18 protein-coding genes are annotated in these 18,082 nt (G+C 40.3%); 5 read left to right on the top strand and 13 right to left on the bottom strand.

Features of this window, described 5'->3' with window-relative positions; all coding sequences use genetic code 11:
- The first annotated feature begins 338 nt into the window (after positions 1–338).
- Both VCHSUH04_RS06380 and VCHSUH04_RS06385 read left to right on the top strand, forming a co-directional pair.
- A complete protein-coding gene (locus VCHSUH04_RS06380) occupies positions 339–1,328 on the top strand; it encodes a sirohydrochlorin cobaltochelatase (RefSeq protein ID WP_105085829.1) in 990 nt (329 codons plus the stop codon).
- Between the two features lie 50 nt (positions 1,329–1,378).
- Positions 1,379–2,320, top strand: coding sequence for an ABC transporter substrate-binding protein (locus VCHSUH04_RS06385; protein WP_105085830.1), 942 nt, complete (start codon positions 1,379–1,381; stop codon positions 2,318–2,320).
- A 161-nt stretch (positions 2,321–2,481) separates the two neighbouring features.
- On the opposite strand, the gene VCHSUH04_RS06390 is transcribed toward VCHSUH04_RS06385, so the two are convergent.
- The 13 genes from VCHSUH04_RS06390 to VCHSUH04_RS06450 form a co-directional block, all read right to left on the bottom strand.
- Positions 2,482–3,270 carry an ABC transporter ATP-binding protein gene (locus VCHSUH04_RS06390; protein WP_105085831.1) on the bottom strand — a complete coding sequence of 263 codons (789 nt, stop codon included), beginning with the start codon at positions 3,268–3,270 and terminating at the stop codon, positions 2,482–2,484.
- The gene (locus tag VCHSUH04_RS06395; RefSeq protein WP_105085832.1) at positions 3,270–4,265 is read right to left on the bottom strand and encodes an iron ABC transporter permease; all 996 of its coding nucleotides are present in this window, start codon (positions 4,263–4,265) and stop codon (positions 3,270–3,272) included. The genes VCHSUH04_RS06390 and VCHSUH04_RS06395 overlap by 1 nt, the downstream gene beginning before the upstream one ends.
- Positions 4,266–4,568: 303 nt before the next feature.
- Positions 4,569–5,234, bottom strand: coding sequence for a precorrin-8X methylmutase (locus VCHSUH04_RS06400; protein ID WP_105085833.1), 666 nt, complete (start codon positions 5,232–5,234; stop codon positions 4,569–4,571).
- Positions 5,221–6,009, bottom strand: a complete 789-nt coding sequence (cobK, locus tag VCHSUH04_RS06405) for a precorrin-6A reductase (RefSeq protein ID WP_105085834.1) — start codon at positions 6,007–6,009, stop codon at positions 5,221–5,223. The genes VCHSUH04_RS06400 and cobK overlap by 14 nt, the downstream gene beginning before the upstream one ends.
- The gene (cobJ, locus tag VCHSUH04_RS06410) at positions 6,006–6,695 is read right to left on the bottom strand and encodes a precorrin-3B C(17)-methyltransferase (protein WP_233188323.1); all 690 of its coding nucleotides are present in this window, start codon (positions 6,693–6,695) and stop codon (positions 6,006–6,008) included. The genes cobK and cobJ overlap by 4 nt, the downstream gene beginning before the upstream one ends.
- Before the next feature lie 29 nt (positions 6,696–6,724).
- On the bottom strand, positions 6,725–7,870 hold the full coding sequence (locus tag VCHSUH04_RS06415; RefSeq protein WP_199176441.1) for a cobalt-precorrin 5A hydrolase: 1,146 nt from the start codon (positions 7,868–7,870) through the stop codon (positions 6,725–6,727).
- A gap of 4 nt (positions 7,871–7,874) precedes the next feature.
- Positions 7,875–8,636 (bottom strand): precorrin-4 C(11)-methyltransferase, encoded by a 762-nt coding sequence (cobM, locus tag VCHSUH04_RS06420; RefSeq protein WP_009351723.1) that lies wholly within the window; start codon positions 8,634–8,636, stop codon positions 7,875–7,877.
- Between the two features lies 1 nt (position 8,637).
- The gene (gene cbiT / locus VCHSUH04_RS06425) at positions 8,638–9,225 is read right to left on the bottom strand and encodes a precorrin-6Y C5,15-methyltransferase (decarboxylating) subunit CbiT (protein ID WP_105085836.1); all 588 of its coding nucleotides are present in this window, start codon (positions 9,223–9,225) and stop codon (positions 8,638–8,640) included.
- On the bottom strand, positions 9,222–9,848 hold the full coding sequence (gene cbiE / locus VCHSUH04_RS06430) for a precorrin-6y C5,15-methyltransferase (decarboxylating) subunit CbiE (protein WP_105085837.1): 627 nt from the start codon (positions 9,846–9,848) through the stop codon (positions 9,222–9,224). The genes cbiT and cbiE overlap by 4 nt, the downstream gene beginning before the upstream one ends.
- A complete protein-coding gene (gene cbiD / locus VCHSUH04_RS06435) occupies positions 9,824–10,942 on the bottom strand; it encodes a cobalt-precorrin-5B (C(1))-methyltransferase CbiD (protein WP_105085838.1) in 1,119 nt (372 codons plus the stop codon). The genes cbiE and cbiD overlap by 25 nt, the downstream gene beginning before the upstream one ends.
- A gap of 71 nt (positions 10,943–11,013) precedes the next feature.
- Complete coding sequence (locus tag VCHSUH04_RS06440) at positions 11,014–11,508, bottom strand: YajQ family cyclic di-GMP-binding protein (RefSeq protein WP_004696277.1); 495 nt, start codon at positions 11,506–11,508, stop codon at positions 11,014–11,016.
- Between the two features lie 306 nt (positions 11,509–11,814).
- A complete protein-coding gene (gene tnpA, locus VCHSUH04_RS06445) occupies positions 11,815–12,279 on the bottom strand; it encodes an IS200/IS605 family transposase (RefSeq protein WP_105085059.1) in 465 nt (154 codons plus the stop codon).
- Between the two features lie 186 nt (positions 12,280–12,465).
- Positions 12,466–14,082, bottom strand: coding sequence for a WG repeat-containing protein (locus VCHSUH04_RS06450; protein ID WP_105085839.1), 1,617 nt, complete (start codon positions 14,080–14,082; stop codon positions 12,466–12,468).
- A 217-nt stretch (positions 14,083–14,299) separates the two neighbouring features.
- Between VCHSUH04_RS06450 and VCHSUH04_RS06455 the strand changes: the two genes are divergently transcribed.
- From VCHSUH04_RS06455 to VCHSUH04_RS06465, 3 genes are all read left to right on the top strand, one after another.
- Positions 14,300–15,199 carry an RluA family pseudouridine synthase gene (locus tag VCHSUH04_RS06455; protein ID WP_105086012.1) on the top strand — a complete coding sequence of 300 codons (900 nt, stop codon included), beginning with the start codon at positions 14,300–14,302 and terminating at the stop codon, positions 15,197–15,199.
- Between the two features lie 251 nt (positions 15,200–15,450).
- Positions 15,451–16,380: a class II fructose-1,6-bisphosphate aldolase gene (gene fba / locus VCHSUH04_RS06460; protein ID WP_060924176.1), complete on the top strand. Its 930-nt coding sequence runs from the start codon at positions 15,451–15,453 to the stop codon at positions 16,378–16,380.
- 3 nt (positions 16,381–16,383) lie between these two features.
- Positions 16,384–17,940 carry a polysaccharide biosynthesis protein gene (locus VCHSUH04_RS06465; protein WP_105085840.1) on the top strand — a complete coding sequence of 519 codons (1,557 nt, stop codon included), beginning with the start codon at positions 16,384–16,386 and terminating at the stop codon, positions 17,938–17,940.
- The last annotated feature ends 142 nt before the right edge of the window (positions 17,941–18,082 follow it).

Below are 18,082 nucleotides of genomic sequence, written 5' to 3' on the forward strand. Positions count from 1 at the left end.
TGAGAAATAATATCAAAATTTATCCAGATAATAAGAAAATAAAATTACTTATATATTCATATATTCATATCCATATAACTAAAAAGAATATAATTATAAAAGCTAATACTATGCTATACTCATCACATTATTCTCTTAAAAACACCTTATTTTTCCTATACTTCTAGGGGTATGGGGTTTATTGACACCCCTATTTCCCTTTGTTACGATTGGCGTAAGGTTATATATATGCAATTAATCTATAGTAGTCTATAAATCTATAATTATTTATATTAGTTTATCTACACTACTAAGATTATTGCATAGACTGTAGTTTAGTTATGGATAGGAGTATTAAAATGAAAAAACAATTAGCATTAGCATCCGCCATTTTAGGTCTAGCAGTATCCGTTGGTGCACCTGTTGTATCTCACGCGGCATACCAATTAAATGAAGAAGTAAAAGATCCTACACCAGCATTGAAAGAAGCATCTACTATTGGTGTTCGCACACATGAAACTAAAGAACTTCAAAATCTTCAAAATAAAGATGCCATCGTTGTTATGAGCTTTGGTACAACTTACAAAGATACTCGTGCTAAAACTATTGATGCTACTGTAGATGCTATTAAAGCAGCTCATCCAAACACAAAAGTAGTAACAGCTTTCACTAGTCATATCATCCGTGATCGTATCCAACAAAAAGAAGGTATTACATATCCTACACCTGAAGAAGCGTTAGACCAATTAAAAGCTGAAGGTTACACTCGTGTAGCTTTAACATCCTTGGATGTTATTCCTGGTATGGAATATAACTATGATGTTGCTGTTTACAACTTATACAAAAATAACTTCAAAAAAATGACTCTTGGTACTCCACTTATGTACTGGATGGGTCAAGAAGGTCAAACTGATGAAGTTGTACAAACAATTAAAGCTGTTCAATCTCAATTCCCTAAATTAGGTAAAGAAGATGCACTTCTTATCATGGCTCATGGTACTCCAGATCCTTCCAATGCTTACTACTCTGTAATCCAAGATCGTATCCATTCCCTTGGCTTGAAAAATGTATACATCTACACTGTAGAAGGTACTCCAAATCTTGAACAAGTTGTACCTCAATTGAAAATGCACGGTATTAAACATGTTACATTGATGCCATTCATGATGGTAGCTGGTGATCATGCTAATAACGACATGGCAGGCAATGAACCAGATTCCCATAAATCCATCCTTGAAAAAGACGGCTTCAAAGTAGATACATACCTTCATGGCCTTGGTGAAAACCAAAATATCCGTAATATCTTCGTTGAACGTGCTAACGAAGCTTGGGATGCATTAGAAAAATAATTTACTTAACAATTAAATTGTATCGTTAAAAACGTACATAGGAGTACATCATGAAAAAACTACTACTTGGTAGTATCGCTTTGGTTATGATTGTACTAGCACTAGCTGGGTGTGGTAAATCCACATCCAGCTCTTCTGCTACTACAAAGGAATTGACCTATAACGGTCAAACCTATACAGTACCAAAGGATCCACAAAAAATTGCTGTATTATCTAATTCCGTTTTATCTATGCTTTATGCTGTCGATGGTAAAGCCATTAGCCGTGCCAATACAACTGATAAATTACCCCCAGAATTAGAAGCTCTACCCGCTCTTGGTCAAACTGCAAATATCAACATGGAACAACTATTAGGCTTGAAACCAGATTTGGTATTGGGTTTAGTAAATCAACATAAAAAATATGAATCCCAATTACAAGCTAATAATATTCCAACCGTACTTTTTGATTACGATGGTATTAAAGATAATGTACCAATGTTAACATTCCTTGGAGAATTAACCAATCATCAAGACAAGGCTAAATCTGTTATTACTACCTATGAAAGCAATATCACCAAGGTAAAAGATGCAGTTAAAAATCAACAGCCTGCACGTGTTGCCGTGTTACGTGCCACAGGGAAAGGTGTAACTGCCGAAACTGATGAAGCAGTGACTGCATCTATGGTAAAAGAACTAGGTATGACAAATGTTGTTGCCTCCCACCTAGAGGGTACAACCAAGGATAAAACAGTACCTTACTCCTTAGAAACATTAACAGCAGATAATCCTGACATTATCTTTATTGTAACAATGGGTAAAGAAGAAGAAATTACAAAAGCTATGAAAAAAGCCATGACAGATAATCCTGCATGGGCTAACTTGAAAGCAGTACAAAATAATCGCGTTATTTATTTACCTTCTAAACTATTCCTATTAAACCCAGGTCTACAAACACCTGAGGCTATGGCTCGTTTAGTAAAAGAAGCATACGGTATAGACGTAACGTTTTAAAAACCAAAAAGGGACTATAACAGAATGCATTTAGTACATTCTAGTTATAGCCCCTTTTTTTATTCGTATCTATTATTCAAACTTATTTATATTTTGATAACTATCATTTCATGCTTTTCATAATGTTTGTTACCACTATAATACTAGTTATCAATCAACAGCTACAATAAACCCTTCACACGTACATATGGTTTATTGTCAAAGTTATCTACTTGCACGTCTACAGAGAACACCTCTTTAAAAAGTGAATCCGAGGTAATATCCTTTGTGTTCCCTGCGGCAATTAAGTGACCTGCTTTGATAACAGCCATATAGTCAGAGTATTGTACCGCCTGTGTTAAGTCGTGTAGTACCATGAGAACTGTTAAACCTTGCTCTTTGTTAAGGCGTTTTAAAAGTTCCATAATTTCAAGTTGGTGATTGATGTCTAAATAGGTTGTTGGCTCATCTAATACAAGGAGTTTTGGCTCTTGTGCTAATGCCATAGCAATCCAAACCCGTTGCCGCTCACCACCAGATAGAGATGGTATCAGTTGATGACGAAGATGATCTGTTTTCGTAATAGACAATGCATAATCTACGATTTCTCTATCCTCTTTTGCCGTATTCTTCCACCAGTTTTGGTACGGATAACGACCACAGTACACCAGCTCCTCTACGGTCATATCCTTTGGCATATTCGGTACTTGTGGTAAGAATGCCATTTGACGAGCCAGTTTATTTTGTGAATAAGAGGATAATGGCTTATCAAAGATGGTTACGCACTCACTAGGACTAGAAATATAACCGATCATAGAACGTAAAAGTGTACTTTTACCACATCCATTAGGCCCTATTAAGGTCGTAACTTTTCCCACTGGAATCGATACTGAAATATCGTGTAAAATATGACGATTTCCTAGGGTAACGGATAGCTGTTTTACAGCAATAGCAGAATTATTTGTACTCATCAGCTATCCCTCCTTAATAGGTACAAGAAGAACGGCGCCCCAAAGAAGGCCATGATAATGCCTACAGGAATTTCAATGGGACTCATGAGAACGCGCCCTACCGTATCGCTCACAACGAGAACAAAAGCACCTAATAGGGCAGACCCGGGCAATAGATACGCATAGTCGTTACCGATAATAAGGCGTAGCATATGAGGAATAACAAGACCGACAAAGCCGATAAGGCCCGCTATACTAACGGCACCCGCTGCCAACAAAGCTGCTACGGCAGTCATCATAAAACGAGTCTGTTCAACCTTAAGACCGAGACCTTTGGCCGTCTCATCACCAAGGCTTAAAATGGTAAGTCGTTTTGCCCCTAAGCAAGCTAGGAAAAGGCCAATCATGGCATATGGGAATAATACCTCCACTTGAGGCCAACTACGAGCCGACAGGCCTCCGACCATCCAAAGCAATGCACCTTGTACGCGGTCCCCGTAAAATACGAGAAGCGCAGAAATACCAGAGCCTAAGAAGGCCGCCACAGCTACACCAGCTAAGATGATGCGACTAGGTCGCACTCCATTCTTCCAAGCCAGTGCATATACCATAAGAGCTGCCCCCATCGCACCTAAGAAGGCTACGAGAGGAACGATGTAATCGTATCCTGGGAACAAAATCAGTACGATAACACCGGCAAGACCTGCACCAGAGGATACCCCTACAATTTGTGGATCCGCCAGTGGGTTTTTCATAACCGCTTGTAATATAGCCCCCGATACTGCAAGACAGGCCCCTACCAAAGCAGCCACAATATTACGGGGCAAGCGAATATTCCAAATAATCTGTGAAGCCGTATCTGTTAATTCATCAACCCATAACGTTCTCCATATCTCTGCTAGCGATACAGGTGTAGAACCCCAAATAAGAGATATAATCATACAAGCTATAACGGCTATAAGTAAGATAAAAATCACTGATAAACGAAAAGCTTTTCGTTCATTAATTGATGCCATACGAACCCCCTCTCCATACCGTCATATATCGAATAAGTTATTTTTTTAATACTAATTTTTTGACTTAGTACCACCTATTATAGAGATACTACCAGTTAAAAATATTTATTTTTAACTGGTAGTATCTGTAAAAAGATAATATTTAAGACCAATGCATTACTTTCAACTGGTGGTATCTCAAAAATCAGCTATATTACAAGAAAACTAATCTATTATATTGCAATATATCAGTAACTTATCATGAAAAATATATACAGTAAAACCCGAATCGCAAAACTACTAACATACGATTCGGGTCATATACTATTTAGACTCTTTGCCTTCTACGAAGAGCATGTCATTGCGTTTAACGTCTGTGTAAAGCAATGCATTACATACGGAAGCAGCGATTGGGCTACCACCTTTGTTACCTTTTACAGTGATGTAAGGAACTGGGGATACTTCCATCAAATAGTCTTTGGATTCTGCAGCACCTACGAAGCCTACAGGGATACCAATAATAAGAGCTGGTTTAATGCCTTCTTCAAGAGCTAAACGCAATACTTCGTACAATGCTGTTGGAGCATTACCGATAGCAACGATTTGGCCTTCTAATTGTTTGCCAAATGTACGCATAGCCGCGATAGAGCGAGTCACACCCAATTCTTTAGCCATTTTAGCTACGTTTTCGTCTTTGATCAAGCAGTGTACTTCATTACCGCGAATTTTAAGAGCTGGTTTAGAGATACCTGTGCGCACCATTTCTACATCAGTGTAGATATTAGCACCATTTTCCAATGCTTCGATACCCTTTTGAACAGCACCAGGGCTCATTCTTACGAGTTGAGCGTATTCAACGTCACCAGAAGCATGTACAGTACGGGATACTACACGTACTTCATCATCGGTTAAGCCTAAATCTTTCACATAATCGTAAATGATTTGCATACTTTTATCTTCAATCTCTTTAGGATTTTTAACGTAATCCATTAGTGTCCTCCCATAATTTGAAAAATTCATCATTCGATGATACCACGTGGCTTTCAATCTTAACCCGTGGACGATCGATAACAATAACATGGATGCCAAGATCCATGGCTGCTTGTAATTTTGTATCAGCACCACCTACAAGGCCAGAGTTTTTCATAACTACAACACTAGCCTCTGTATCGTGGAACATAATGCGATTCATATCGTAAGAGAATGGACCTTGCACTGCAACGATGCGCTTTGGACTCACATTGAGGTCTTCCATCATTTGTAACACCTCTGCAGTTGGCAAAATTCGTGTCCATACTTCGCAATCTTGCAAGGCTTCAGATTTGGCAAAGATGTGCATTGTTTTACTACCAGTAGTCAAATACACATGACTGTTATTGTCCTTCGCTAATTGGCCAGCAAGGTTAGCTGCTTCCACTTCGTCTACTACGATATGTAATTTATCATACTCTGGTAATGGTACCTCTTTACGTTCAAAGCGAACAAAAGGTATACCTTCAGCCTTTGCTGCATCTTGAGCCGTAGCTGTAACAATAGCAGCATACGGATGACTTGCATCAATTAAGAGTCGTACATTGTGCTCTTTAATCAAGTTTTGCATCGCCTCTTGGTCAAGACGGCCCGTATGTACGGTAATGCCTTTATGGGCAGCAAGCTCTGCACCATATTGACTAACAACCGTAACAAGCACATCTTCACCAGTCCGTTTTTGGATTTCTACTGCTAAGGTACGACCATCCAAAGTACCGGCAATGACCCAAATCATAATTTGTAGCCTCGAGGTGTAATCATGCGACCATTTTCAACATAGGTTTGGCTGTTACCGATGATAACAAGTGTTTGCATATCTACTTCTTCATTAGTGAAGTTTTCAAGGTCAGAAATTACCATTTGTTGACCTGGACGACCTGCTTTTTGCACGATCCCAACAGGTGTTTTAGGGTCGCGGTATTTAAGAACGATTTCGCGAACTTCATCTAAGTGAGTAACGCGTTTTTTACTACGTGGGTTGTACAAGGAAATAACCATATCGCCTTGTGCACAAAGGTCAGCACGTTTTTTAATAAGATCCCATGGAGTCATCAAGTCGCTCAAGGAAATTACTGCAAAGTCATGCATCAAAGGTGCACCCAATACAGATGCTGCTACGTTTACAGCACTAAGGCCAGGTACGATGTCTACGGAAGGGCGTTTTTCTGTTGGTACTTTGTTAGCAAGTTCTAACACGAGGCCTGCCATGCCGTATACGCCAGAGTCACCAGAGGATACTACAACTACTTGATGACCTTCTACCGCCAAATCAACGGCTTGTTGGCAACGATCTACTTCTTGCATCATCGCTGTACCTACAGTTTTTTTACCTTCGATAAGGTCTTTAATCAAGTCGAGGTATGTCAAATAACCTACAACGCGATCAGCCGCTAAGATAGCTTCGCGCGCTTGCGGTGTCATAAACTCTTCATCGCCAGGGCCGATACCGATTACTTTGATGTTACCTGTGCAATGGCTACCGTTGTTTTGGGATAAATTGTTTTGTGCTGTATTAATGTTCGGCTCTTGGCCGCTAGTAATGCCGTTGTCTCGCATACGTTTCCTACTCCTATAGTTCCTTTTACAAAATTAGATTCTTTTAATTCTTCTTCTTCAATGAGTGGTGCCATCTCGTGCTGTGTATAGAACACGATAGGCCACCCCATAATTTGCATAGCCTCTAAGAGGCCTACTTCATCTTGTTTAACAATGACCGATGCTGCCGTTACAAGGCTCTTTGGTGAAAGCTTATGCGCTGCCAGCGACTGTTGTATGGCGTCAAGAATTAATTCCTTCGGCGTATCTCTTCGGCAGCCAATGCCCATCGTATAGGTACGAGGACGCAAAATCAATTGATGGCCATACTCGGCAATTACTTTGTCCGTAATGACCACCCGAGAAGCACCCTCTTCAGAGCTTTCATTTTTACATGGCATAGACTCTAGTTGATCTAAAGAAATAACGTGAACCATACCATGTTCACCAATATGAGCTTTTGTAACTTCCGCTAAATGCTCAGCATTCTCTAAGCTTGCATCGATATAATAATCAATGCGCTCTCCCCCAACGATAGCAGAGTTCACATTGATCAAGGTTTGGAAATCATCCACCAACAGATGCTCGTGGCGCGCCAACACGTCAGGCGCTGGCAATCCATTTACATCCGTTGCAGTTGTAATGACTGGGTCCGCATCGATGGCCAGCGAAATGGACTGCGTCCATTCGTTGGCGCCCCCAAGGTGACCAGATAGCAAGCTAATCACATGGTGTCCTACTTCGTCCATAACGACTACAGCAGGATCCTTGGATTTATGCTCAATATATGGTGCAATCATGCGCACTACGATACCGAGTGCCATAATACATAACACTTGGTCGTAATCTTTGAAAATCTGTCCAATATGGTTTTTGAGGGAATCAAAATAGATAGCCTCACCACCAGATGGACGGTTTTCTTTTTCAAAGCAATCTGCATGAGGTGCCACCAAAGACTTAATGCGTTGACCTAACTTTGCACCTCGTTCAGACACAGAAAGAATAGCTGTTCTATTCTTCTTGCCTCCCGTCAAAGGCGCAACAGTTTCTAGTTCTTTCATCATACTAGTCCTTAGCACTGCGGTACATGTGAGCAAAGCCTTTGTCGTAAAGCTTAGATAATTCGTATTCACTATCTAATACATGGCTTACTACAATCATAGCTTGGCGCAATACGCCTTCTTTTGCTACGATGTCCGCAATGGTTTCCAATGTGCCACGGATAATGCGTTGGTCAGGCCAAGACGCTTTTACCACGATAGCCACTGGAGTCGTTTTGTCGTAACCGCCCTCGATGAGTTCAGCTACAACCTTATCTAACATTTGAACGCTAAGGAAAATACACATAGTAGCTTCATGAGATGCTAACATGCGCAATTTTTCCTTTGGAGGCATTGGTGTACGGCCTTCCATGCGCGTAATGATAACTGTTTGAGATACATTAGGTAGTGTATATTCTTGTTTCAAAGCCGCCGCTGTAGCAAGGAAAGAACTTACACCTGGCACGACTTCATAAGAAATACCCATGCCAGCCAGTGCATCCATTTGCTCTTGAATAGCACCGTAAATAGCAGGGTCACCTGTGTGAAGGCGAACTACGCTTTTACCAGCCTCAACAGAAGCTTTCATAACAGCCAACACCTCATCAAGGTTCATAGTCGCACTGTTATGGATTTCACAGCTTGGTTTACAAGCCTCTAAAATGGCAGGGTTTACCAAGGAGCCAGCGTAGATAACAACGTCTGCCTCTTGCACTAAACGATACCCTTTGCGAGTAATTAACTCGGGATCCCCAGGGCCTGCGCCTACGATATGTACGTCAACCATATTACTCTCCTTCTGCGATACGCGTTGCAGATACAATGAAAATCGGACTCAATGGGTCTAACAAATGATAGGGACCCGCCTTGCGGTAACGACTGATGGACATTTGGTACCCTTCATAGGTGAAAGGACGACCTTTCAATTCTTTTAAGATAGTATAACCAGTTTCCATCGTTACCGCAGTAACTACTAAACGACCGCCTACTTTTAATAGACGTTGTGCTTCGTCCATGATGCCAGTCATACCACCAGCACTACCGCCGATGATAACCGCATCAAGGTCAGGCAATTCTTCCATGCCTTCAGGAGCTTTGGACTTAATCACTGTCATATTATTTACATTGAACTTCTTCATGTTTTCATTGATAAGGTCGATGCCTTTATCAAAGCGTTCAATCGCATATACATGCCCTTTAGGAGCTGCCAAGGCTGCTTCGATAGAAATCGAGCCCGTACCAGCACCTACGTCAAGGACGATGCTATCCTCTTCGATGCGTGCCTCGTTCATAACAGCTTTGCGAATCTCGCATTTCGTCATCGGCACGTCGCCACGGATAAATTCGTCATCAGGAATTCCGAAAAAATGTCTCATCCTAGTACCACCATTACAGAATGACCAAAGCCTTCAAGCTCAGTTAACACCTCAAGCGTGGAATCTACGATTTTTTCATCATCATAGCTCAAGCGCTCAAGGGCCGCTGCTCTCGTTTCTTTTGGCCAACCTGCATCTATTAAAATACGCGCAATATGCGCCGGATTATATTCAGGATCCGTCAGGAACCCCATCTTTTTACCTGCTTCATATACGAGTTTCTCTGGTGCCGGTTGGCGACCATGAAAGCTCATTAAATCCGCATCATGCCACACCTCATTGAGTCGAGCAAAGGCAAAGGTCATAGAACTAATGCCTGGCACAACCTCAATAGGATTAGCAGTAAATTTCTTTTTCAAATACGGTAACAAGCTATAATAGCCTGTATCACCGCTTACCATAACTACTACATCATGGTCGTTGAGCTCACGCTCAATTTGCTCAGCCAGTAAACTAAGCTTACCTGTTACAGGGTATGTAATTTGGCCAGGCTCTTGAAAGTCCTCTAGGGCCCGTTCGCTACCGACCAATATAGTGGCATGTTTAATTAAATTAAGGCCTCTAGGCACCACATAATCAGGATTACCTGGACCAATGCCTACGATATACAAGGTATGTGCCATTGTTCAAGCTCTCCTATCTCTTTTGCATGCTTATCCATTGCCAAAATCTCACCTTTTAAGGTGGTAATAATGATACCTACCTCCGCTTCGTTAGCAATATATCGCTCACTACGCAAAGATGCACGATCTACAACACGTTGGTATACGCCAGTCAGTCCTTCTCGTTCTAAAATAGGGAACGTAGACTCTGTGGTTTGGCAATTAAATAACTCTTCACACACCGCTTGAGATGCCCCTTCTAAAGCAGCGTAGGCCACAATACTTTCCATGCGGCCATCACTCATGCGATTGTGGGTATGGAAACTACCACTAGCTAATTTTATGAGCTTACCAATATGACCGATGATCAAGATACGATTGAAGCCAATTTCAACTGCCTTTTCCAGCATAAAGCCGATAAAGTTACTCGTTTCTGCCATTTGGTTCTTATGAATACCCAGTACTTGCTCTGCCAGATCCTGACCAATACGGCCCGGCACGAGAACAGCCGTTTCACAACCATTAGCTTTCATAACTTTTAACTGAGGCACCAACGAGTTTTTGAACCCTTCTTCACTCATAGGCTTAACGATACCTGTAGTACCGATAATGGAAATACCACCTTCGATACCTAGGGTATGATTTAACGTTTTCTTCGCTAATACAATACCATTTGGTACGCTCACCGTTACTGTTACACCTTGGCCATGTACACAATGCTCTTCAAAGACGATTTTCATCATCGCCCTAGGCCCTGGATTGATAGCCGGTTCTCCTGGCGGCATAGCAAGGCCCGGTTTAGTCACCGTCCCAACGCCAAAGCCCGCTCGGAACCGTAGTTCACCAGTATCATCAAGGGTTACTGTCGTTTCTACATCATTGCCATGGGTTACATCAGGATCATCGCCGCCATCTTTCATAACGGTCACCTTAGCCTCTGTATCGGATATAACCTCTACGGCTTTAATAGGCACTTCAATATACTGACCTTGAGGATTTTCAATGACCACTTGGTCCACGATGTTCTTATCTAAGAGGGCCAATAAACCAGCTTTCATACCTGCCGTAGCACATGAACCTGTGGTATAGCCACCCTTCATGTCCTCTACTTTCATAAGGCCTCCTACACCGATAGGGTTAGCGACTTCAATGAATCAAACTAACCCTATCTTATGGACATATGTTATTAGGAACGGAAGTTAACGAATTGCAATTCTACAGGGATATCCAATTGTTTTAACATTTGGATTACTGCTTGCAAATCATCTTTATCCTTACCAGATACACGCACTTGATCCTCTTGGATAGATGCTTGTACCTTGATTTTCATGTTTTTGATTGCTTTTACTACTTCTTTAGCATTTTCTTTTGTAATGCCTTTTTTAATAGTAATGATTTGGCGAACTGTAGCACCAGCAGCTGGTTCAACTTTGCCGTAATCAAGATTTTTAATCGCTACGTTACGTTTAACCATTTTGCCTTTTAAAACATCGATAATGGCATTCAATTTATATTCATCATCACCGATGATTTTGATAGTGTCACCTTCAAGACTAATTTCCGCTTTAGAACCACGGAAATCATAACGCGTACCAATCTCTTTTTTCGCTTGATTTACCGCATTATCTACCTCTTGCATATCCACTTCGGACACAACGTCAAAGGAACAATCTTTAGCCATTTTATACCTCCTACACCTGAACCCGTTGGGCATGGGGTTCATAGCATTACTTTCATCATCCTCATATTCCAAGTGAAAGTGTAAACCTACACCAAATCGGAATATATCTCTATAATTATACCTTATAACAGGCTTATTTTCTAGGTAAATCGATTTTTTTAAATCATAACCACCCGTAGAACGGGTGGTTTGCTCTGACCCTATAAGGGTCTTTCTCTAGTGGTGGCCCTCTAAAGAGGGCATTGAATGATCTGACAACCACTCTATTACCACTGGCTGCCCCCTACTCGGGGGCTTTTATTTTGCCTATTTTACTGGCTCACCCGTAAACGGGTCAGTATACTCTTTAAAGTTTAATGTATCTTGCGCTATATCTTCTTGTAATTGATTGCGAATATACTCTTTTATCGCTCCTTCATATCGTCCTACCGTATCCACATAATATCCTCTACACCAGAAATGTCTATTTCCATACTTATATTTTAAATTTGCGTGTTTATCGAATATCATGAGGCTACTTTTACTTTTTAAATATCCCATAAAACTCGATATGCTTAAATGTGGTGGTATTGTTACTACCATATGAATATGATCTGGGCAGCATTCCGCTTCTATTATCTCTACATTTTTTCTCTTACATAGATCTCTTAAAATTTTACCTACATCAGCTTTTATCCGACCATAAATTATTTGCCTTCTATACTTTGGAGCAAAAACAATATGATATTTACATCTCCATTTACTATGTGATAAGCTTTTTACGTCATTCATTGACATTGAACCTCCTATATTAAAATGTTGTGGTTGCCAGACCAACTTCATTTTATCACTAGGAGGTTCTTTCCTTTTCTCTAAGAATTTTTACCGACCCCCAGTTTAACTGGGGGTTTAGTCATGCCTATTCGGCGTACAATAGAAAAAGACTGCACTCTTACAAGTACAGTCTTAACATAATCATTATAAAATTGTAATTTCATCGTAAGAAGGTTGAACTACTAACTCACCTTTAGAATTAATAATCCCCCATTTACCTTTGATTTTTACTGGGCTGTAACCATGAGAGAAGCTACCAGTACCAGAAATATCTTTCATAACTGGAGTTTCTGTCACAGTACCATCAAGGGATAGAATCTTATAATTACCGTCTTTGTTATATACCCATGTATACGTATCACCAAGGAACGTTTTTACGTTCATAGATTTATCGCCTTTATAGATAACGCGACCAGTAGCCATATCTACTACATAACGATTTGTATCGTTAGTAACAGACATTTCATGCTCACCTACAAAGTCTATAGTATCGTATTTTAACGGTACCTCTTGTTTACCTGTTTCCATATCGAAAATACCATATTTATTAGTATCTTTATTTTTTAATGTTAACAACACGTTGTTTACATCGATTGTACCAGCTTCATAGTTACCAGGTTGAATAACATATTGACCTTGGCGATTCATGAAGCCTAATTTACCTTCATTACGAACCAAAGTGCCATGCTCTTCCATAGGGTATACATAATCGTTCTTGCTATCGATTACAATCGCACCATTACGATCAATATAACCGCGTTTCATGCCATCATCGACAAGACCACCAAGGCCCTCAAGATATACACCACCATGATTATACAAGTAGCCCATACCTACAAGACCTAGTATACCACCTAGACCAAAGTGACTTACCTTACGGCGGAATTCAGCCAAACCATTTTTATATGGATATACTTCATTAGATGGAGCATTAAACAGTACAGTACCTTTACCATCGATAGCAACCACTTTGCCGTTAGCTTTTACAAAGGCACGATCCTCACTAAATTTAGTTTCTACATCAGGTAATGCTTTAAATTGAGGCTGAATTACTACATTGCCATTAGCATCTTTAAATCCTAATTTACCTTTTTCTGTGAAAGCTACATAAGAATCACTTGGATAGCTTTGGCTAACAGTTTTAGGATCAAAGTCATTTAACTCTTTAACAGCCGTATTCTTCTCATTAAGGCTGCTATATAAAGCTTCTTGTGCTTCTTTACCAGATTCTAATACAGTGCCATCCGCTTTAATATGAGAAATTTTATTTTTACCTTCTTCAACAAAGAAAGTACCATCCTTCTTGCTAGATGCATCTAAGGATTTATAGGCTGGAGCGAGTACGACTTGACCATTAGTACCTACGATACCCCATTTACCCTTTTCTTTTACAAGCCCTAAATAACCTTGTTGTAGTAAGGAATCGTCTTTTAATACCTTCATAGCTTTTTTTACACCTGCTGGTGGCTCTTTAACAGCCCCAGAAATAGGTACAAAAGTATCTAGTCTGCCAATACCTACACCTACGCCTACAGAAGTACTACTAGAACGGCTTGAAGATTTTTCTGTAGTCGTTGTTTTGAATGTAGATACAGTAGAACTATGTTGCTCACGAGTCACATGTGTACTAGTAGATGTTGGTGTATCTTGGTTCGTCACTGTTGTACTAGTAGTAGATGTTGTTGTAGATGCTGCGAAAGCACTTGTAGACATAGCCGCCAACACACAAGCGACTAATAAGGATTTCTTGTTAAGATTCATAAACCTCTCCTTTTACAAAGCAAACCATATTAACTCTACATATGGTTCAAAGAAATTGAACTGCTAAAATGAAATTGCAGTACCATAAAAAGCTTACATGCTTACATATAAAAAATATATAAAATACATTAATAAAGATTATACTATACGAGACTATATAAATACAACAAATAATGAAAAATTCTTCATTTACTATTTATTTGATATAATAAAAGCTATGAAAACAGCAACGATAATCGACTTGATTGTAGATTTTGATGTACTTACACAATCTATGAATCATATTATAAAACAACAACATATTTCACAGCGCATGAGGCGGCGTTTACGAAACGAGGGCATCATAACGGTTAATGATGAGCCTGCTACATGGAATACTCTGGTTCATGGTGGCGATCATCTTGTTATGAAATTAACGCCAGAACAGGAATTCAGCCTCAGTCCTATGGATTTAGATATCGTCTATGAAGACGAGCATATTTTGGTCATTAACAAAGCAGCTGGTGTTCTTATGCATCCCACCTCTACGGTACGAGATCATACCTTAGCAAATGGCGTTCTACATTACTACCAAGAAACAAATCAGCATTATGATTTCCACCCTGTTCATCGATTGGATAAGGATACCTCTGGCATTGTTATCATCGCTAAAACCTCTGTAGTACAACATGCGTTTGATAAAAAGCGAACTCATTTTCATAAAAACTACGATGCTATTGTAGAAGGTCAATTACCTACTAATTCTATAAGCATTCAGTGGCCTATCGGACGTAAACCAGGTAGCATTATTGAGCGTTGTTGTACAAGCGAAGGTAAACCAGCTCACACAGATATAACGGTTCTTAGTAGTAATGCCATTAGTCAAAATATGGGAGACCAATACTTCACACATGTTCAATGTTTGTTACATACAGGGCGAACCCATCAAATTCGGGTCCATCTATCTCAACTGGGATATCCTCTGGCGGGAGATGATTTATATGGTGGTCATTTAAACTATATTGGACGCCAAGCACTCCATGCATCACGCGTTAGCTTTTACCATCCCATGACAGATGAATGGTTAGAACTACAGGCACCAATACCATCGGATATGAAGGCATTACTGACCTACTAAGGTGATCAATATTTACTAAATAAACACTAATACATAAAAATTAACCCACATGGGCCATAAAATTTGACGAATTTTATGCATAAGTTATACAAAAAATATTGGCCCTTTATAGTGTTTCTTGATATACTTAACTTGAATTGATATATGATTGCAATAACACTAGTTTTTTATCTAGCTCATATGCGCTAGAAATACTAGCAGTCACAGTATTAATAACATGATATGACAGGCCTATGGCCAAGGAGGACAACATGCCATTAGTTACTACTACAGAAATGTTCAAAAAAGCCTATGAAGGCGGCTATGCTGTTGGCGCTTTCAATGTAAACAACATGGAAATCGTACAAGGTATCGTAGACGCTGCAAAAGAGGAACAATCCCCTCTTATCTTGCAAGTATCTGCAGGTGCTCGTAAATATGCTAAACATATTTACCTTGTAAAACTCGTAGAAGCAGCTCTTGAAGACAGCAACTTACCTATCGCTCTTCACCTTGATCACGGCGATTCCTTTGAGATTTGTAAAGATTGTGTAGACGGTGGTTTCACATCCGTTATGATCGACGCATCTCACCATGATTTCGATGAAAACGTAAAAATCACTAAACAAGTTGTTGAATATGCTCACGCTCATGGCGTTGTAGTAGAAGCAGAACTAGGCCGTTTGGCTGGCGTTGAAGATGATGTAAACGTATCTGATGCAGATGCTCGCTTCACAGATCCAGAACAAGCTGCTGAATTCGTACATCTTACAGGCGTAGACTCCTTAGCAATTGCTATTGGTACTAGCCACGGTGCTTACAAATTTAAAGGCGACCCTTACCTTGACTTTGACCGTTTGAAAAAAGTTGGCGAATTGTTGCCTGACTTCCCTATCGTATTACATGGCGCATCCTCCGTATTGCCTGAATTCGTAGCTAAATGTAACGAATTCGGTGGCAACATTCCTGGTGCACAAGGCGTACCAGAAGAAATGCTTCGCAAGGCAGCTCAAATGGCAGTTTGCAAAATCAACATTGATACAGACCTTCGCCTTGCAATGACTGCATCTGTACGTGAATACTTGGCTCAAAATCCATCCGAATTTGACCCTCGTAAATACTTAGGACCTGCTCGTGATGCTATTAAAGGCATGGTAGCTCACAAAATTAAAAATGTATTAGGTTCTTCCAATAAACTATAATCAATGGCTAGTGGATTTTTAAAAGGAACCTTAATTTTAACCATTGCCGGTTTCGTAGTGAAAGCCATCGGTAGTATTAACTGGATTCTTCTATCTCGCATCTTGGGTGGTGAAGGCATCGGTATCTACCAGATGGCCTTTCCTATCTATTTGTTACTATTACAAATTTCGAGCGCAGGTGTGCCAATTGCCATCTCTATTTTGACGGCAGAACGATTAGCCTTACACGACTTTGGTGGTGCTAAGAGAGTATTCAATATATCTTTTACAATGTTAACCATTACAGGCTTTATCGCCAGTCTTGCCATGTACTTTGGTGCAGATTGGCTAATCTCTAGTGGTCTCATTGCTGAAAGCCGTGCCTACTACTCTATCATCGCGCTCGCTCCGGCAGTATTCTTTGTAACGTGGATTTCCTGCTTCCGTGGGTATATCCAAGGCTATGAAATGATGACGCCAACGGCGGTCAGCCAAATCGTAGAACAACTGTTACGTGTTATCGTCATGCTCGGTGCCGCAGCTATCTTGTTACCTTATGGTCTACCAGCTGCTGCAGGTGGTGCTAGCTTAGGTGCTGGTGTCGGTGCCTTTGGTGCCTTTCTAGTGCTCTTGTACTATTACTACAAATTGCCTAAGGCAAGTAGCACTGGTGAAAGTTATGATGGTCCTCGTGAATCAGCTAAAGAAATTTTGTCACGACTCTTAACATTGTCTATTCCAATTTCCTTAGCAAGTATCATGTTGCCATTAACAGCCAACCTCGATTTGCTCATCGTACCACGTCGACTCTTAGATGCTGGTTTCCCCATGAATGAAGTAACAGAACTGTTCGGTTATCTTACAGGTATGGCGGTGCCACTCATCAACTTGGCAACTATTATTACTGCGGCTCTTGCAACAAGCATTGTCCCAGCTATCTCTCATGCCTTTGCCAAACGCGATCAAGAAGGTATTTATGACCGCACTGCAGGTTCTATGCGACTAACATTTATGGCAACTGTACCATTTACGGTGCTATTATATGTACTCGCTGCACCTACAGTAACCTTGATTTATAATGCACCTAAGGCAGAATTGGCAACGCAAATTACTGCGTTCTCTATCTTCTTCCTCGGTGTGCACCAAGTAACAACAGGTATCTTACAAGGCCTCAACAAGCCGCGTATCCCAGTAGTTAATATGGGTATTGCTCTAATAATCAAGGTCATCCTTAACTGGACATTAACGGCCATCCCATGGCTTGGTATCGGCGGTGCTGCTTGGGCAACAGTTGCTGATATTGGCTTTGCTGCATTGCTTAACTTGATTTATATCAAAAAATACACAGGCTACTTCCTCGATATTTCCTTACTTTGGAAAAACGTGGTCAGCGCCGGTGTTATGGGTATCCTCATCTTCTTGAGTTACCACTACTTAACAGATATCTTACCAATGTGGGTTAACTTCATACTCACAGGTATCGAAGGCTTATTACTCTACGTTATCATCATGGTTCTTTTAAAAGGACTTAATAAAAACGATGGTGCTGGTATGCCGCTCATTGGTAGATTCTTTAGATAAGGTGAATATACTTACAAAATGAAATAGGTTCCCAATAGTCACCTATGTGACTATTGGGAACCTATTTTTTAAATACATTTTCGAGAAGCGAGAGCTGGCTACCAACCATTTATGCCCTGCTTATGGATACATTGTACCATAA

Source organism: Veillonella sp. T14073-2 (assembly GCF_002959875.1).
Lineage (GTDB): Bacteria > Bacillota > Negativicutes > Veillonellales > Veillonellaceae > Veillonella > Veillonella infantium.

Coding starts and splice junctions, on each gene's coding strand:
- VCHSUH04_RS06385 (WP_105085830.1), top strand. CDS start 1,379: ATGAAAAAACTACTACTTGGTAGTATCGCTTTGGTTATGATTGTACTA.
- VCHSUH04_RS06440 (WP_004696277.1), bottom strand. CDS start 11,508: ATGGCTAAAGATTGTTCCTTTGACGTTGTGTCCGAAGTGGATATGCAA.
- VCHSUH04_RS06390 (WP_105085831.1), bottom strand. CDS start 3,270: ATGAGTACAAATAATTCTGCTATTGCTGTAAAACAGCTATCCGTTACC.
- VCHSUH04_RS06395 (WP_105085832.1), bottom strand. CDS start 4,265: ATGGCATCAATTAATGAACGAAAAGCTTTTCGTTTATCAGTGATTTTT.
- VCHSUH04_RS06415 (WP_199176441.1), bottom strand. CDS start 7,870: ATGAAAGAACTAGAAACTGTTGCGCCTTTGACGGGAGGCAAGAAGAAT.
- cobK (WP_105085834.1), bottom strand. CDS start 6,009: ATGATTTGGGTCATTGCCGGTACTTTGGATGGTCGTACCTTAGCAGTA.
- VCHSUH04_RS06450 (WP_105085839.1), bottom strand. CDS start 14,082: ATGAATCTTAACAAGAAATCCTTATTAGTCGCTTGTGTGTTGGCGGCT.
- tnpA (WP_105085059.1), bottom strand. CDS start 12,279: ATGAATGACGTAAAAAGCTTATCACATAGTAAATGGAGATGTAAATAT.
- cbiE (WP_105085837.1), bottom strand. CDS start 9,848: ATGGCACATACCTTGTATATCGTAGGCATTGGTCCAGGTAATCCTGAT.
- cobM (WP_009351723.1), bottom strand. CDS start 8,636: ATGGTTGACGTACATATCGTAGGCGCAGGCCCTGGGGATCCCGAGTTA.
- VCHSUH04_RS06455 (WP_105086012.1), top strand. CDS start 14,300: ATGAAAACAGCAACGATAATCGACTTGATTGTAGATTTTGATGTACTT.
- VCHSUH04_RS06400 (WP_105085833.1), bottom strand. CDS start 5,234: ATGGATTACGTTAAAAATCCTAAAGAGATTGAAGATAAAAGTATGCAA.
- cbiT (WP_105085836.1), bottom strand. CDS start 9,225: ATGAGACATTTTTTCGGAATTCCTGATGACGAATTTATCCGTGGCGAC.
- cbiD (WP_105085838.1), bottom strand. CDS start 10,942: ATGAAAGTAGAGGACATGAAGGGTGGCTATACCACAGGTTCATGTGCT.
- cobJ (WP_233188323.1), bottom strand. CDS start 6,695: ATGACACCGCAAGCGCGCGAAGCTATCTTAGCGGCTGATCGCGTTGTA.
- fba (WP_060924176.1), top strand. CDS start 15,451: ATGCCATTAGTTACTACTACAGAAATGTTCAAAAAAGCCTATGAAGGC.
- VCHSUH04_RS06465 (WP_105085840.1), top strand. CDS start 16,384: ATGGCTAGTGGATTTTTAAAAGGAACCTTAATTTTAACCATTGCCGGT.
- VCHSUH04_RS06380 (WP_105085829.1), top strand. CDS start 339: ATGAAAAAACAATTAGCATTAGCATCCGCCATTTTAGGTCTAGCAGTA.